The sequence below is a fragment of the Castellaniella ginsengisoli genome (assembly GCF_040955415.1).
Taxonomy (GTDB): domain Bacteria; phylum Pseudomonadota; class Gammaproteobacteria; order Burkholderiales; family Burkholderiaceae_B; genus Castellaniella; species Castellaniella ginsengisoli.
Genome location: NZ_CP158257.1, coordinates 1,233,402 through 1,247,509, shown reverse-complemented (window position 1 = coordinate 1,247,509; position 14,108 = coordinate 1,233,402). Strand labels below are relative to the sequence as shown.

The window sequence follows — 14,108 nt, the reverse complement described above, 5'->3', positions numbered from 1 at the left end:
GCCCCGCGCCGGGGAACGCCTTGTCCCAGCCATCCGTGCGGGGACAAGGCGTTTTTATGTGCCGTGCGATCAGAACGAACTGGTCACTTCCATGAAGAAGGTGCGGCCGGGCTGGTTGTAGGTGTAGGCGCCGGCGCCATGGATGTAGTTGGCGGACTGGGGGCCCGTCAGATTCACGCCGATGGCGTTGCCCGCACGGAAAATGCGTTTGTCGAACACATTGTCCACCCCGGCCGTCACGCGGAAATGCTTGTTGACCTTGTACTGCGTACTCAGGCCGAACAAGGCGTAGGGCGGGATCTTGTCGGTGGCGCTGCCCGTCAGGGGGTGGCCGTAGTAATCGTATTTCGGCCCTTCCTGCTCGCCGTAGACCGTTGCCTTGGCGCGCAGCGACCAGGCCGGTGTCACTTGCCAATCCAGCGTGCTGTTGATCGTGTACTCGGGGATGGTGGACAAATGCTCGCCGGTATCCTTGTTCTTCGATTCGATCATGTAGGTGAAGTTGGTGGACCACAGCCAGTCCTGGGCAAAAGGCCAGGTCAGGTTGCCCTCGATGCCCTGGACGACGGCGCGAGGAATGTTTTCCCATTGGAAAACGTTCTGGACTTTACCCCCCGCCACGAAAGACGATACGGGCGAACGCCCGGCCTCGATCTTGTCGCGGTAATCGTTGTGAAAATAAGTCAGGCTGGCGCCCAACCCCTCCGGGCTGCGAAACTCGATTCCCAACTCTTTATTGAGGCTGGTTTCCGCTTTCAGGTCCGGGTTGCCCATCAGGAAGCAGCCGTTGCCGCCCCCCGCCGGATTGCCCCAGCAGCCGTTGCCCGCGCTGTATAGCGCATAGCCGGAATTGCTCTGGTACAGATTGGGCGCCTTGTAGGCGCGGGCGATGCCCGCCTTCACCGTCCATTGATCGTTGACCATGTAGGACAGGTTCAGCGCGGGGCTCCAGTTGTTGCCCTGGAGGCTGTGATGATCGAAACGCAAGCCCGGCGTTACGGTCCAGTGATCGCCGATGTACAGGTTGTCCTCGGCGAATATCGAATAGATGTTCGCATGCGTCTTGGCTTGATAGGCCACCTCAGGCGCCGGAACCTGCGCCTGAAGGTTGCGCTTCTTCAGGTCGGAGGAATAATCCTCCAGATCCTGACGCACCCATTCCAGACCGAAGGTGCCCATCTGCTCGATGCCGCCCCAGTTCAGGCGGCGGTTCAGTTCGGTATGGGCCGTCAGTGTGCGCAAATTGATGTCGCCGTAGCCGCCATCATTGACCTTGGGATTCGTCGGGTCGTTGAATGCTCCTTCGGTGCCCCCCGCCAAGCCTTCCAGCAGACGGGTATTGCGCGTCCGCTCATACTGCAGATAGCTGAGCGTGTGGGTGTCGGCATTCCAGTCTCCGCTGTGCGTCAGTGAATAGGCCTGACGATACGTGCGGTTGGTCTCGCTGCCCAATTCGCGCTTCACCATGTCGTTGGTGTTCGTGTTCTGCGTGTCGCCCACGTAGACGTTGCCCTGGCGCCCGTAGCCGGCCTCGAAATCGATCTTGTGGCCGGCGGCGGGCTTCCAGCTCAGCACACCATTGACGTCGCGGTTCTTGAAACCTTCGCGGCCGGCGGGGAATGAGTCCTTGTGCTGCCCACCGCGCGCTGACTGATGCCCGTCATTGATGTCCCACGCATCCCCCTGGAAATTCGCCGCGCTGCCGTACAGCCGGAAATCCAGGCGCTCGGAGATCGGGCCGGCCAGGCTGAAAGTGGTGCGCGCGGTCGAGCCTTCGTCGCTGTGCTCGGGCGCGTTCGCATAGACCGAAACCGAGCCGCTCAGCGTGTCCGGGGCGGGCTTGGTGATGATGTTCACCACGCCGCCGGCGGCGCCATTGCCATAGCGCGCGGCGGCGGGGCCGCGCAGGACTTCGATGCGTTCGATCTGCTCGGGCGGCACCCAGTTGGTATCGCCGCGCGTGTCGCGCTCGCCGCGCCAGCCGAAGCGCACGGAATTGCGGGACGAGACGGGCTTGCCGTCGATCAGGATCAGCGTGTTTTCCGGCCCCATGCCGCGGATGTCGATCTGGCGGTTGTTGCCGCGCTGGCCGCTGGAGGAATTGCCGGTCAGGTTCACGCCCGGCATGGTGCGGATGATTTCCGACACGTCGGTGGCGGGCGGCGATTTCTGGATATCCTCGGCGGTGATGGTGGATGCGCCCGGGGTCTGTTTCAGTTCCTGTTCGGCCTTGACGACGACGCGGTCGAGCTGGGCGACGCCATCGGCGGATTGCGCGCCGGCCGGGGCGGCGGCCAGCCCCAACGCGATGAGAAGACTGATCGGGGGCAGAGCGCGGCCCTGGACCTGGGAGGCAGACATAGGATTCCTTCGATTGCTGCAGTGAGTCAAAGAGATGAGAATATAAACGATAACAGTTTCTATTCTCATAAAAATTGACGCACATCAGCATGACGCCTTGCGGCTGCGCCGCGGTTAGCCTTCCGCCAACAGCCAGCGCCAGCCCGGCATCAGGGCGTCCAGCGGCGCGCTCCGGTGCGTGCGCCCCGCCAGCACGGCGTTGTCCAGCCGCAGGCCAGGACACAAGGCCAGTTCCCCGGCCAACTCCCGCATACCGTCCACCATGGCGCGTTCCCGGCGCAGGGCCAGCCGGCGGGCGCGCTCCGCCGCGTCGAGGGCCGGGCCGGACTCTTCGGGCGCCAGGCTTTGTTCGTGTTCTCCCACGGTCAGCCGCACGCCGAGCGCAGGCAGACCCTGCGCGCACAGCCATGCACGGCGCCGGCGCAGCAGGCGGACGGCGTAGCGCCCGCCCCACCAGACGGAAGGGCTGGACAACACGTAGCCGCCGAAAGCCTGCGGCCGATGGGTCAGCACGTAGAGGGCGAACAGGGCGCCCAGCGAGTGGCCGCACAGCACCTGGCGATGCGGGTCCAGGCGCCAGTCGCCGCCGACCCGGGCGCGCACGCGATCCAGCGTGCGCAGCCAGCGGGCGGCCCCCGCCCGCACGCCGGGCGACGCGTCGCACCCGTCCGTCCGCCTCACCGTGGGGACGTAGTCCCAGCGGCGGTCCTCGGGCACGCCCGGCCCCAGGCCCACCAGCAGGCCCGGCAGGCCGGCGGCATCGGCGCGCATCGTCTCGAACTGTTTGAGGTCCAGCACATAGGCCACGGGCCAGCCGCCGGCCGGCATCGGGCCGGGCGGCGCGGCGACGCGCACGGCGCAGACGCGGCCGTCTTCCAGGGGCAGGTCAAAGGCAGGCGAATCCATGTTCCACTATACTGGCAAGGCCCTAAACGGTTCTCATTCTACCGAGACGCCTGCCCGGGCTTCCGACCCTGCTCACGCCGCCGCATACGGCAGGCCCCGCCTTTTTTCCGCATGGACGCTACGCTGACCCCTTCCGCCCCGGTTCTGATGGACTATCGGCGCATGCTGCGCCGCCGCTGGCTGCTGGTCGGCCTGCTGTCGGTCGTCATCCTGGTCTCGATCCTGGCGGACTTCATGCTGGGGCCATCGGGCCTGGGCTGGGCCGACCTGAGCCATGCGCTGTTCCATCCCGATCTGGCCGATCCGACCACCCGCGTGATCGTCTGGGACATCCGCCTGCCCTACGCGCTGATGGCAGTGGCGGTGGGCCTGGCCCTGGGGCTGGCGGGCGGAGAGATGCAGACCATTCTGAACAATCCGCTGGCCAGTCCCTTCACGCTGGGCATTTCTTCGGCGGCCGCGTTCGGGGCATCGCTGGCGATCGTGCTGGGCCTGTCGCTGCCGGGCGTGCCGCAATCCTGGACGATCGCCGCCAATGCCTTCGTCTTCGCGCTGATCTCGGCGCTGCTGCTCGATGCGGTGGCGCGCTGGGGTTCGATGAGCACGTCCGGGCTGGTGCTGTTCGGCATCGCGCTGGTGTTTTCCTTCAACGCGGCCGTATCGCTGGTGCAGTTCGTGGCCAGCGCCGAGGCGCTGCAGGGCCTGGTGTTCTGGACCATGGGCAGCCTGGCGCGTTCGTCCTGGCCCAAGGTCGGCATCCTGCTGCTGGTCTTCGCCGTGCTGCTGCCGCTGTCGCTGCGCGATACCTGGAAACTGACCGCGCTGCGCCTGGGCGAAGACCGCGCCGCGAGCTTCGGCATCGATGTGCCGCGCCTGCGGCTGACGGCGCTGGTGCGCATCAGCGTGCTGGCCGCGCTGGCCGTGTCCTTCGTCGGCACCATCGGTTTCGTGGGGCTGATCGCCCCGCACATTGCGCGCCGCCTGTTCGGCGAGGATCACCGCTTCTACCTGCCGGGCAGCGCACTGGTGGGCGGAACGATTCTGTCGCTGGCCTCGATCGCCTCCAAGAACATCGTGCCCGGCATCATCGTGCCGGTGGGCATCGTCACCTCGCTGGTCGGGGTGCCGTTTTTCCTGGCGGTCGTCTTGCGCCGCCAAATGAAATAGCCATGCTGCAGATCCAGGACCTGTCGGTCGCCTACGGGCATCGCCCCATCATCCGCAACCTCTCCGCCGGGCCGCTGCTGCCCGGCCGGGTGGTCTCCCTGCTGGGCCCCAACGGCAGCGGCAAGTCGACGCTGCTCAAGGCCATGGCCGGCCTGCTGAAGGTCGCCCGCGGCCAGGTGCTGCTGGACGGCCAGGACCTGACGAAACTGAGTTTCGAGCGCCGCGCGCAGCGCGTGGTCTACCTGCCGCAATCCCTGCCGGCGGCCGTACATCTGCGGGTCTTCGAGTCCGTGATGGTGGCCGCGCGCGCTTCGGACCTCGACCCGCACGCCCAGGACGCCAGCCCGCAGCGCATCCTGGAAGTGCTCGGACGCCTGGGCATCGAGCACCTGGCCATGCATTACCTGGATCAGTTGTCCGGCGGCCAGAAGCAGTTGGTGGGCCTGGCGCAGGCGCTGATCCGCACGCCGCGCCTGCTGCTGCTGGACGAACCCCTGTCGGCCCTGGACCTGAACTACCAGTGCCATGTGATGGACCTGCTGGCGCAGGAAACCCGCGAGCACGGCCTGACCACGCTGATCGTGCTGCATGACCTGAACATCGCCCTGCAGCGCAGCGACGAAGCCTTGCTGATCCGCGAGGGGGCGCTGGTCGGCCACGGCCGCCCGGACCAGGTCGTCACGGCCGAATCCCTGGCCGCCGTCTACCAGGTCGACGCCCGGGTCGAAACCTGCTCGCGCGGGCTGTCCCACGTGCTGATCGACGGGTTGTGCGCCCCCGCTTCCTGAAAGGATCCCGATGACCCCGCTTCCTTTTGCGTCTTTCCTGCGCGCCTTGCTGCTGGGCCTGGCCTGCCTGGCCGGCGCGGCGACGGCCGCCCCCATCCAGGTCACCGACGTGCTTGGCCGCCAGGTCACCCTGCCCGGGCCCGCGCACCGCGTCGTCCTGGCGCAAGCGCGGCATTTCCAGGTACTGTCCCTGCTGGCGCCGGACCCCGCCGCCCTGCTGGCGGGCTGGTCCGACGAGTTGCGGACCTCGTTCGCCCCGGACTACCAGGCCGCCCTGAAACGCTTCCCCGCCCTGGCGCACGTGCCGGTGGTGGGGCGCCACACGCCGGATTCATTCTCGGTGGAACGCACGCTGGCCCTGCGCCCCGACCTGGTGGTGATGACCGCCACGTTCGCCGGCCTGCGGCCCGGCCAGGCGGCCGGCGAATCGCCGCTGGTCGGCCGTCTGGAAGCCGCCGGGGTGCCGGTGATCGTGATCGACTTTTTTCTGCAACCGATGGAAAACACCGTCCCCAGCCTGCGCGCGCTGGGCTACGCCATCGGCCAGGCGCAGCGGACCGAAGCCTTCATCGCCTTTTATCAGCGGCATATGCGCGCCGTCGCCGAGCGGCTGGCGGACTTGCCCGCCGATCAGCGCCCGCCGGTCTTCGTGCATGCGCATGCGGGCGTCACCGATTGCTGCAGTTCGCCGGGCACGGGCACATTCAACGATATGGTCGCCTATGCCGGCGGCCACAACATCGGCGCCGATGTGCTGAAAAGCGCCACCGGCAAGCTGAACTTCGAATACATCAATGCGCGCGCGCCCCGCGTGTACGTCGCCACCGGCACCGGCTCGCAAAAGGGCGCGGGCCTGGCGATCGGCGCGGGCGTGGCCGGGGACGACGCCCGCGCCAGCCTGGCGCGGCTGATCGAGGCCAACCACCTGGAGGCGCTGCCGGCGGTGCGCTCGGGCAACAGCCACGGCATCTGGCACGCATTCAACGATACGCCGCTGCACGTGGTGTTCATCGAAGCCCTGGCCCATTGGATCCACCCGGACCGGTTCGCCGACCTGGACCCCGCCGCGACCCTGCGCGAACTCAACGAACGGTTCCTGGCCGTCCCCCTGGAGGGCACCTACCTGGTCGACCTGAAGCCCGGGACCGCCCGATGACGCTGCGGGAAACCGCGCTTGCCTCCGGCACGCCGGACGCGCGCCGCGTGCGCCTGCATGTCCCCGAAGGCCGGCCGCCCCGGGACGGTTGGCCGCTGCTGGTGCTGCTGGACGGGGACTGGATCTGGCCCCTGGATCCGCCGCTTGGGGCCAGCCCGGCCTGCGCCGTCCTGATCCCGGGGCACGGCGGCCCGCAATCCCGCTTTCAAGGCGCTGAAGCGCCCGCACCGGCCCAGGACGCCCCCCAGGCGCAGGCCCTGGCGCGGCGCGCGCTGGACTTCACGCCGCCCTCGCCGGATGGCGGCCGTTGGCCCGATCCGCGCCGGCCCGAGTGGCAGTGCGGCGGCGCGGATGCCTTCCTGGACGCGCTCCTGGGGCCCATGCTGGTCTGGGCGAGCGCCCAGGCCCCCCTGAATCCGGCCCGGCTGAGCCTGTACGGCCATTCCTACGGCGGCTTGTGCGCGCTCTACGCGCTGGTCCGCCATCCCGGGCGTTTCGCCCGCACGATCTGCGCCAGCCCTTCGCTCTGGTGGCGCGATGGCTGGCTCGAAACCCTGCTCGACGGCCTGCCCCGCGCGCTGCCGCCCGGCCCGCAGGCCTGCGGCGCGCCGTCGCCCCGGACTGCGTCCGTCCGGTTGACGCTCATGGCCGGCACGGACGAACGCTGGCACCCCCGCCCCCTGGACCCCGGGCATCCGCGCCGCCCGGCCGATGGCATCCCGACCCTGCCCCGTCTGGAGGCGCTATGCCGCCGGCTGGCCGGCCTCGCCTGGCTGGACTGCGCGCTGGAGCGCCTGGACGGCATCCAGCACGGCGACGCCTTGCGAGCCGGCGCGCGGCGGGCCCTGGCGCTCGCCGCCTGACGGCACGCGCCCGCACGGCAACCCAGGCCTGCCATGCCGCACCCGGATCTCTCCGTTCCATACCAGGTAGTCCTGTCGCGCGGCTTGCCGGACGAGGCCGGGGCCGTGCGTCTGCGCCGCGACCTGCCCGAGGCCGAATGGCGCCGGATCGCCCGGTTGCGGCAACCCGATGACCGGCTGCGCAGCCTGGTCGGCCGCGCACTGGCCCGCCGTCTGCTGGGCCAGCGCCTCGGACGGGCGCCGGCGAAGGTTTCCCTGGGCGCCGGGCCGCGGGGCAAGCCGATGCTGATGGATACCGGACCGCACGCATCCGGCATGCCCCCGGCCCTGCATTTCAACATCGCGCACAGCGGCGACCTGGTTCTGGTCGGCGTCGGCCCCGAACCGCTGGGCGTGGATGTGGAGCACTGCCCGGACAGCGTGGATGCGGCGCTGTGGCGGCTGATCACCGGCCGGCCGCCCCCCCCTGAAGCCCCCCCCGACCCCCAGGCGCTTTGCGCCCACTGGGTCCGCCGCGAGGCCGTCCTCAAGGCATGCGGGCTGGGATTGGCGGCCGAGCCCGGGACGCTGCGCCTGGCGGACGCCGACGCGGCGGGCTGGTCGCGGGTGTCGGGCAGGCCCGAGGTCGAGAACCTGCGGGTGCGCTTGCTTTGGTCATCCCCGGACCACTGCGCCGCCCTGTGCCTGCCGGATGCAGCGATCCGCCCGCCCGCCTGCGCGTCCGCCGGCAGTCCGCCCTCGGAAAGCTGGTCTCTGCGCACGCAGGCGCTGGCCGACTGGATCGGCGCGCCCCGGCCCGCCACCTGACTTCAAGCTGAATCCACGGGCTGAATCCCGTATTTTCATAGACTATAATCATTCTCATTATCATGTCCAAGATTATTGAAGCTTGAATCATGACGACGGCACCTCTTTCTTCGGCTTCCGGTCCCCTCCCCTTCGCCGGCGAACCGCCCCGCCCCGTCCAGGTCTGGCCCGACCGGTTTGCCGCCCGCTACCGGGCCGCCGGCTATTGGCGCAATGAGACATTCGGCGCCTGGCTGCGCGAGCGCGCCACGGCGCATCCGGACCGCCTGGCCGTCGTCGGCGGCGAGCACCGCTGGACCTATGCCGAGCTGGACCGCCGCGCCAGCGCGCTGGCGTCGGGCTTTCTGGCGGCCGGCCTTCAGCCTGGCGACCGCGTGCTGGTGCACCTGCCGAACATCCCCGATTTCATCGCCGTGGTGATGGGCCTGTTTCGCGCCGGCCTGATCCCCGTCTACGCCCTGCCCGCGCACCGCATCACCGAAATCGAACACTTCGCCCAGGGCTCGGGCGCGCGCGCCTACGTGGCCGCCGCCTCTCATGCCGGCTTTGACTATACGGGGCTGGCGCGCGAGCTCCAGGCCCGGCAGCCCCGGGTCGCGCACATCTGGATCGCGGCGGCCGCCGCCGCGCCGGCGCCGACCGATCCATTCCCGCGCCTGGAGACGCTCTATGCCATGGACGGCAGCGCCCTCCCGGCCAGCATCTCGCAGGGTGCGGATGTGGCCTTCCTGCAGATTTCAGGCGGCAGCACGGGGCTGTCCAAGCTGATTCCGCGCACGCACGACGACTACATCTATACCCTGCGGGAATCCGCCCGCATCTGCGGCCTGGGGCCGGACAGCGTGTTCCTGGGGGTGCTGCCGATCGCGCACAATTTCCCCATGAGTTCGCCGGGATTCCTGGGCGCGCTGTACGCGGGCGGCCGCGTGGTGCTCTGCCCCTCGCCCGATCCGGAATCGGCGTTCGCCCTGATCGAGCGCGAAGGCGTCACGGTCACCAGCCTGGTGCCGCCGCTGCTGCTGCAATGGCTGGACCGCGCGCCCGTCTCGGTGCACGATCTGCGCAGCCTGCGCGCGATCCAGGTGGGCGGCGCCAAGCTGTCGGCCGAAATCGCCCGCCGCGTGCGTCCCACGCTGGGCGCCACGCTGCAGCAGGTCTTCGGCATGGCCGAAGGGCTGGTGAATTACACCCGGCTCGATGACCCGGACGAACTGATCATTCACACGCAGGGCCGCCCCATCAGCCCGGACGACGAGATCCTGATCCTCGACGACGAGGGCCGGCCGGTCGAACCCGGCCAGGCGGGCCATCTGCTGACCCGGGGCCCGTATACGATCCGCGCCTACCACGACAATCCCTCGGCCAATGCACGCGCCTTTACCGAGGACGGCTATTACCGCACCGGCGACGTGGTGCGCATGACGCCCGAGGGCTATCTGGAAGTCCAGGGCCGCGCGGGCGACCACATCAACCGCGCCGGCGAAAAGATCTCCGCCGAAGAAATCGAGGATCACCTGCTGTCGCACCCGCAGGTCTTCGACGCCGCCGTCGTCTCCGTGCCGGACGAGTTCCTGGGCGAGCGCAGTTGCGCCTTCGTCATCCCCAAGGGCGGACGCCCGCGCCCGGCGGATCTGAAACGCTGGATCCGCGCGCGCGGCATCGCCGACTTCAAGGTGCCCGACCAGATCGTGTTCGTGGAGGCCTTCGCCTCCACCGCCGCCCTGAAAATCAGCCGCAAGGCCCTGCGCGCCCAATTGCGCGCCCAACTGCTGGAACAGGAAGCGCAGGCACGCACCGAGCCGTGACGCCGGCTTCGATCATTCACTCACACGCAACACCGACATGCCCACCCTGAACCTCGAATCGATGCGCGCCGACGTTGCGCGCATGCTGCGCGAATCACCCGACGATATCGGTGACGACGACAACCTGATGGATCTCGGCCTGGATTCCATGCGCCTCATGAAGCTTGCCTCTCAATGGCGCGAGGCCGGAGCCCGGCTGGAATTCGCCGACCTGGCCGCCGACGCCACCCTGGCGCACTGGTGGGCGATCGTCTCACGCGGCCAGGCAGGGGCATGAACACTCCGGATGCCGGCGGCATGGTCCGGGCCGCGCCTTCCTGGGCGCCGCTGACCGAGGCCCAGGAAGGCCTGTGGTACGCCCAGCGCCTGGACCCGTCCAATCCGATCTTCAATCCCGCGCACTGCACCACCCTGCGCAGTCCGCTGGACGTGCCGCGCTTCGAACAGGCGGTGAACCAGACGCTGGCCGAGGCCGAATCGCTGTCCCTGCGCTTCGAAGACCGCCCGGACGGCCCCGCGCAGCAACTCGACCCGGCGCGCGCGCCACGCCTGGAGATCCGCGATCTGCGCCACTTGCCCGAGACGCAGGCGCAAGCCCGGGCGGACGACTGGATCCGGGGCGATCTGCGGCGTCCCGTCGACCCCCTGCGCGATCCCCTGTCGCGCCAAGTATTGTTCCTGTGCGGTCCGGCGCTGGCGCTGTGGTACCAGCGCGTGCATCACCTGGCCGCCGACGGCTACGGCATGGCCCTGATCGAAAGCCGCGCCATCCGTCTGTACCGGGCGCTGGGGGAAGGCGCCGCCGATCAGGAACCGCCGCTGGCGCCGCTGGCGCCGGTCTGGGACGAGGACCGCGCCTGGCGCGCCGATCCGAGGCGCGCCCAGGCGCGCGAATTCTGGCTGGCGCGCTGCGCGGGCCTGGTGCCCGCCGCCAGCCTGGCCGCCGGGACCGCGCTCAGCGCCCACGATTGCCTGCGCCTGGAGCGCGGCGCGCCCGCGGCGCTGATCGAGGCGCTGCGGGCGCTGGAGGCCGCCAGCGAAGTCGGCTGGCCCGACATCCTCACCGCCCTGGGCGCCGCCTATGTGGCGCGCCACCTGGGCCCGTCGGCCTGCGTGACGGGCGTGCCGGCCATGGGCCGCCTGGGCGGCAAGAGCGCCCGGGCCGTGGCGACCGTCATGAACGTGCTGCCCTGGGCCTGGACGCCGGACGAAGAGGCCCCGCTGGCCGACATGCTGCTGGATGCCGCGCGCTCGCTGCGCGGCCTGCGCCGGCACAGCCGCTACCGCGCCGAGCACCTGCGCCGCGGCCTGGCGCTGCCCGGGGGCCTGCCGCGCCTGCACGGCCCGATCCTGAACATCCTGCCGTTCGACGCGCCCTATGCGGCAGCCGGCCTGGATGCCTCGCAAGCCGTGCTGTGCACCGGGCCGGTCGAGGATCTGACGCTGAGCTTCCGCGCAGCCCCCGATGGGGGCGGCCTGCGCATCGAGATCGAGGCCAACCCCGCCCTGTACACCTGGGCGCAGGTCGACACCCATTTGCAGCGCCTGACGGCCTTTGTGTCGGCCGCCCTGTCGGCGCCCCGCCTGGCCGCCGTCCCCACCCTGACGGCGCAGGAGCATGAACGCTGGGTGCTGGCGCCCAACCGCACGGATCACCCCGTGCCCGAAGGCACGCTCTGGTCGCGCATCCACGACCGCCTGCGGGCCGAGCCCGGCCGCATCGCCCTGGAAGACGGGGCGGAGGCCTGGACCTGCGCCCGGATCGATGCCTGGACGGCCCGCGCCGCCCGCCGCCTGCGCAGCCTGGGCGCCGGCCCCGGCACACGGGTGGCCGTGGCCCTGCCGCGCTCGGCCCGGCGCGTGCTGTGCATGCTGGCGATCCTGCGCAGCGGTGCGGCCTACCTGCCCCTGGATCCGCGCCAGCCGCCCGCACGCCTGCGCGGCATCCTGAGCGATGCCCGCGCCCGCATTCTGATCGGCCCCGCCGATCTGTGCGCAGGCCTGGAGACCCGGCCGCTGGCGGCGGACACGCTGGGCGGCGCAGGCGCGGCAGACGGCGACGCGCCCGGAACACCCGCCGGCCCCGAGGATCCCGCCTACGTCATCTACACCTCGGGCTCGACGGGGGCGCCCAAGGGCGTCATCGTGCCCCACGCGGCCATCGTCAACCGGCTGGAGTGGATGCGCGCGCACTACGCCATCGGCCCCGCAGACCGCATCCTGCAAAAAACCCCGGCGACCTTCGACGTCTCCGTCTGGGAACTGTTCCTGCCTTTCCTGAGCGGCGCCTGCCTGGTGGTGGCCCCGCCCGAAGCGCACCGCGATCCAGCCTGGCTGTGCCGCCTGGTGCGCGAGCAGGCCATCACTGTGATGCATTTCGTGCCCTCCATGCTGGCGGCGGTGCTGGACGAACCCGCCGCGCGCGGGCTGGCGCCCCGGCTGGTGTTCTGCAGCGGCGAGGCGCTGCCGGCCGCGCTGCGCGACCGCTTCCACCGCACGATCCGGGCGGAACTGCACAATCTGTACGGCCCGACCGAGGCCGCCGTGGACGTGTCGTACTGGCCCGCCGGCCCCGAGGACGACAGCCAGCCCATCCCCATCGGCCATCCCGTCTGGAACACCCGGCTGCATGTCCTGGATGCGCGGCTGCGGCCCGTGCCGCCAGGCACGCCCGGCCAGCTATACCTGGGCGGCCGCCAGTTGGCGAGCGGCTACCTGGGCCGGCCCGACCTGACGGCCGAGCGCTTCATCCCGGCCCCGCCCGGCCTGCCCGGCGGCCGCCTGTACGCGACCGGCGACCTGGCCACGCAGCGCGAGGACGGCGCCGTGGTCTACCTGGGCCGGCTGGACCATCAGGTCAAGCTGCGCGGCCAGCGCATCGAACTGGGCGAAATCGAGGCCGTCCTGGCCGCCCATCCGGATGTCGCCCAGGCGGCCGTCCTGGCGCGCGAAGACCGCCCGGGCCAGACCCTGCTGGCCGCCTACGTGGTGACCGAATCCGGCCGCGCCTTCGACCGCGAGGCCCTGGCCGCCCACATGGCCGCCCATCTGCCGGACTACATGGCGCCGGCCGCCTGGGTGCCGCTGGCGGCGCTGCCGGTGACGGCCAATGGCAAGCTCGACCGCAAGGCCCTGCCCGCGCCCGACCTGTCCCTCCAGGGTTCGGCACGCCCCTTGCGCAGCGCCGCCGAACACCGGGTGGCGCAGGCCTTCCGCACCGTGCTGGGGCTGCCGGCGCTGCCGGGCGCGGACGACGATTTCTTCGCCCTGGGCGGGCATTCGCTGCTGGCGGCGCGGCTGGCGCTGGCGCTGCGCGATGGCCATGACCTGTCGCTGGGCACGGTCTTCCAATATCCCACGGTGGCGCGCCTGGCCGCTCACCTGGAGGACGCGGATGGCCGCGCCGCGGGGGCCGTTCAGGCCGGTTTCGGCCCTGTCGTGACCTTGCGCGAGGCGCCCGGCCGGCCCGCGCTGTTCTGCATCCATCCGGCCGGCGGCCTGTCCTGGTGCTACGGCGCCCTGGCCCGCGCCCTGCCCACGCCGCGCACCGTGCACGGCCTGCAGGCCGCCGCCCTGGCCCTGGACGGCCAGCCGCCCGCCGCCAGTCTGGGCGCCCTGGCGCAAACCTACGCCGACCGGGTGCTGTCGCTCCAGGCCGAAGGCCCCTATCACCTGGCCGGCTGGTCCGTGGGCGGCATCCTGGCGCACGCCGTGGCCGCCGAACTCCAGGCGCGCGGCCGCGCGGTGGGCGTCGTCGCCCTGCTGGACGCCTATCCCTGCGAAGCCTGGCGCAACCGCCCCAAACCCGCCCCTGCGGACCTGTACAAAGCGCTGCTGCACATCGCCGGCGCCGATCCGGACGCGCTGGCGCCGGAGCGCCTGAACCGCGATGGCGTCGTCGCGTTCCTGCGCGAGCAGAACCACCCCCTGGGCGAACTGTCCGACGCCCGGCTGGATGCCGTGTTCGCCACGGTCAGCCATACCAACCGGCTGGTGCGCGGCCACCGCCACGCGCGCTACGAAGGCGCGGCGCTGCATTTCCAGGCCGCCCTGGACCATGCCGATTCGGGCCTGACCCCGGCGCTCTGGCAGCCGCACCTCGGCACGCTGGCCTGCCATGCGATAGACAGCACCCACGCCGGGCTGCCGGGGGCTGCCGCCACCGCCCGGATCGCCCCCATCCTGGACGCCTGCTTGCGCACGGCGGACCAGGGCGCGCCGATCACTGCTTCCGCCTGACTCCGTTTTCGCTCCC

General features: G+C 70.6%; 10 protein-coding genes. 8 read left to right on the top strand and 2 right to left on the bottom strand.

The genetic code is table 11. From position 1 onward, the window contains the following. Window positions 1–69: 69 nt before the first annotated feature. On the bottom strand, window positions 70–2,361 hold the full coding sequence (locus ABRZ00_RS05880) for a TonB-dependent siderophore receptor (protein ID WP_368639857.1): 2,292 nt from the start codon (window positions 2,359–2,361) through the stop codon (window positions 70–72). A 114-nt stretch (window positions 2,362–2,475) separates the two neighbouring features. After that, complete coding sequence (locus ABRZ00_RS05875) at window positions 2,476–3,267, bottom strand: alpha/beta hydrolase (protein ID WP_368642656.1); 792 nt, start codon at window positions 3,265–3,267, stop codon at window positions 2,476–2,478. A gap of 111 nt (window positions 3,268–3,378) precedes the next feature. Here ABRZ00_RS05875 and ABRZ00_RS05870 point away from each other — a divergent pair, with 111 nt between their 5' ends. The 8 genes from ABRZ00_RS05870 to ABRZ00_RS05835 all read left to right on the top strand — a co-directional run bounded on the left by ABRZ00_RS05870 (window position 3,379) and on the right by ABRZ00_RS05835 (window position 14,092). Continuing rightward, the gene (locus ABRZ00_RS05870; RefSeq protein WP_368642657.1) at window positions 3,379–4,434 is read left to right on the top strand and encodes a FecCD family ABC transporter permease; all 1,056 of its coding nucleotides are present in this window, start codon (window positions 3,379–3,381) and stop codon (window positions 4,432–4,434) included. 2 nt (window positions 4,435–4,436) lie between these two features. After that, window positions 4,437–5,222 (top strand): ABC transporter ATP-binding protein, encoded by a 786-nt coding sequence (locus ABRZ00_RS05865; protein ID WP_343834937.1) that lies wholly within the window; start codon window positions 4,437–4,439, stop codon window positions 5,220–5,222. Between the two features lie 10 nt (window positions 5,223–5,232). Beyond that, window positions 5,233–6,378 carry an ABC transporter substrate-binding protein gene (locus ABRZ00_RS05860; protein WP_368642658.1) on the top strand — a complete coding sequence of 382 codons (1,146 nt, stop codon included), beginning with the start codon at window positions 5,233–5,235 and terminating at the stop codon, window positions 6,376–6,378. Next, a complete protein-coding gene (locus ABRZ00_RS05855) occupies window positions 6,375–7,241 on the top strand; it encodes an alpha/beta hydrolase (protein ID WP_368642659.1) in 867 nt (288 codons plus the stop codon). Before ABRZ00_RS05860 ends, ABRZ00_RS05855 begins: the two co-directional genes overlap by 4 nt. Window positions 7,242–7,274: 33 nt before the next feature. Then, window positions 7,275–8,048, top strand: a complete 774-nt coding sequence (locus ABRZ00_RS05850) for a 4'-phosphopantetheinyl transferase superfamily protein (RefSeq protein ID WP_368642660.1) — start codon at window positions 7,275–7,277, stop codon at window positions 8,046–8,048. 89 nt (window positions 8,049–8,137) lie between these two features. Beyond that, the gene (locus ABRZ00_RS05845) at window positions 8,138–9,853 is read left to right on the top strand and encodes a (2,3-dihydroxybenzoyl)adenylate synthase (protein WP_368642661.1); all 1,716 of its coding nucleotides are present in this window, start codon (window positions 8,138–8,140) and stop codon (window positions 9,851–9,853) included. 37 nt (window positions 9,854–9,890) lie between these two features. Then, window positions 9,891–10,130 carry a phosphopantetheine-binding protein gene (locus tag ABRZ00_RS05840; protein ID WP_343834931.1) on the top strand — a complete coding sequence of 80 codons (240 nt, stop codon included), beginning with the start codon at window positions 9,891–9,893 and terminating at the stop codon, window positions 10,128–10,130. Beyond that, a complete protein-coding gene (locus ABRZ00_RS05835) occupies window positions 10,127–14,092 on the top strand; it encodes an amino acid adenylation domain-containing protein (RefSeq protein WP_368642662.1) in 3,966 nt (1,321 codons plus the stop codon). The genes ABRZ00_RS05840 and ABRZ00_RS05835 overlap by 4 nt, the downstream gene beginning before the upstream one ends. Window positions 14,093–14,108 lie beyond the last annotated feature (16 nt).

What these genes read in the sequence shown, in the direction of transcription:
- ABRZ00_RS05880 (WP_368639857.1), bottom strand. Translation starts at nt 2,361, where the DNA reads ATGTCTGCCTCCCAGGTCCAGGGCCGCGCTCTGCCCCCGATCAGTCTT.
- ABRZ00_RS05870 (WP_368642657.1), top strand. Translation starts at nt 3,379, where the DNA reads ATGGACGCTACGCTGACCCCTTCCGCCCCGGTTCTGATGGACTATCGG.
- ABRZ00_RS05850 (WP_368642660.1), top strand. Translation starts at nt 7,275, where the DNA reads ATGCCGCACCCGGATCTCTCCGTTCCATACCAGGTAGTCCTGTCGCGC.
- ABRZ00_RS05875 (WP_368642656.1), bottom strand. Translation starts at nt 3,267, where the DNA reads ATGGATTCGCCTGCCTTTGACCTGCCCCTGGAAGACGGCCGCGTCTGC.
- ABRZ00_RS05860 (WP_368642658.1), top strand. Translation starts at nt 5,233, where the DNA reads ATGACCCCGCTTCCTTTTGCGTCTTTCCTGCGCGCCTTGCTGCTGGGC.
- ABRZ00_RS05855 (WP_368642659.1), top strand. Translation starts at nt 6,375, where the DNA reads ATGACGCTGCGGGAAACCGCGCTTGCCTCCGGCACGCCGGACGCGCGC.
- ABRZ00_RS05840 (WP_343834931.1), top strand. Translation starts at nt 9,891, where the DNA reads ATGCCCACCCTGAACCTCGAATCGATGCGCGCCGACGTTGCGCGCATG.
- ABRZ00_RS05865 (WP_343834937.1), top strand. Translation starts at nt 4,437, where the DNA reads ATGCTGCAGATCCAGGACCTGTCGGTCGCCTACGGGCATCGCCCCATC.
- ABRZ00_RS05835 (WP_368642662.1), top strand. Translation starts at nt 10,127, where the DNA reads ATGAACACTCCGGATGCCGGCGGCATGGTCCGGGCCGCGCCTTCCTGG.
- ABRZ00_RS05845 (WP_368642661.1), top strand. Translation starts at nt 8,138, where the DNA reads ATGACGACGGCACCTCTTTCTTCGGCTTCCGGTCCCCTCCCCTTCGCC.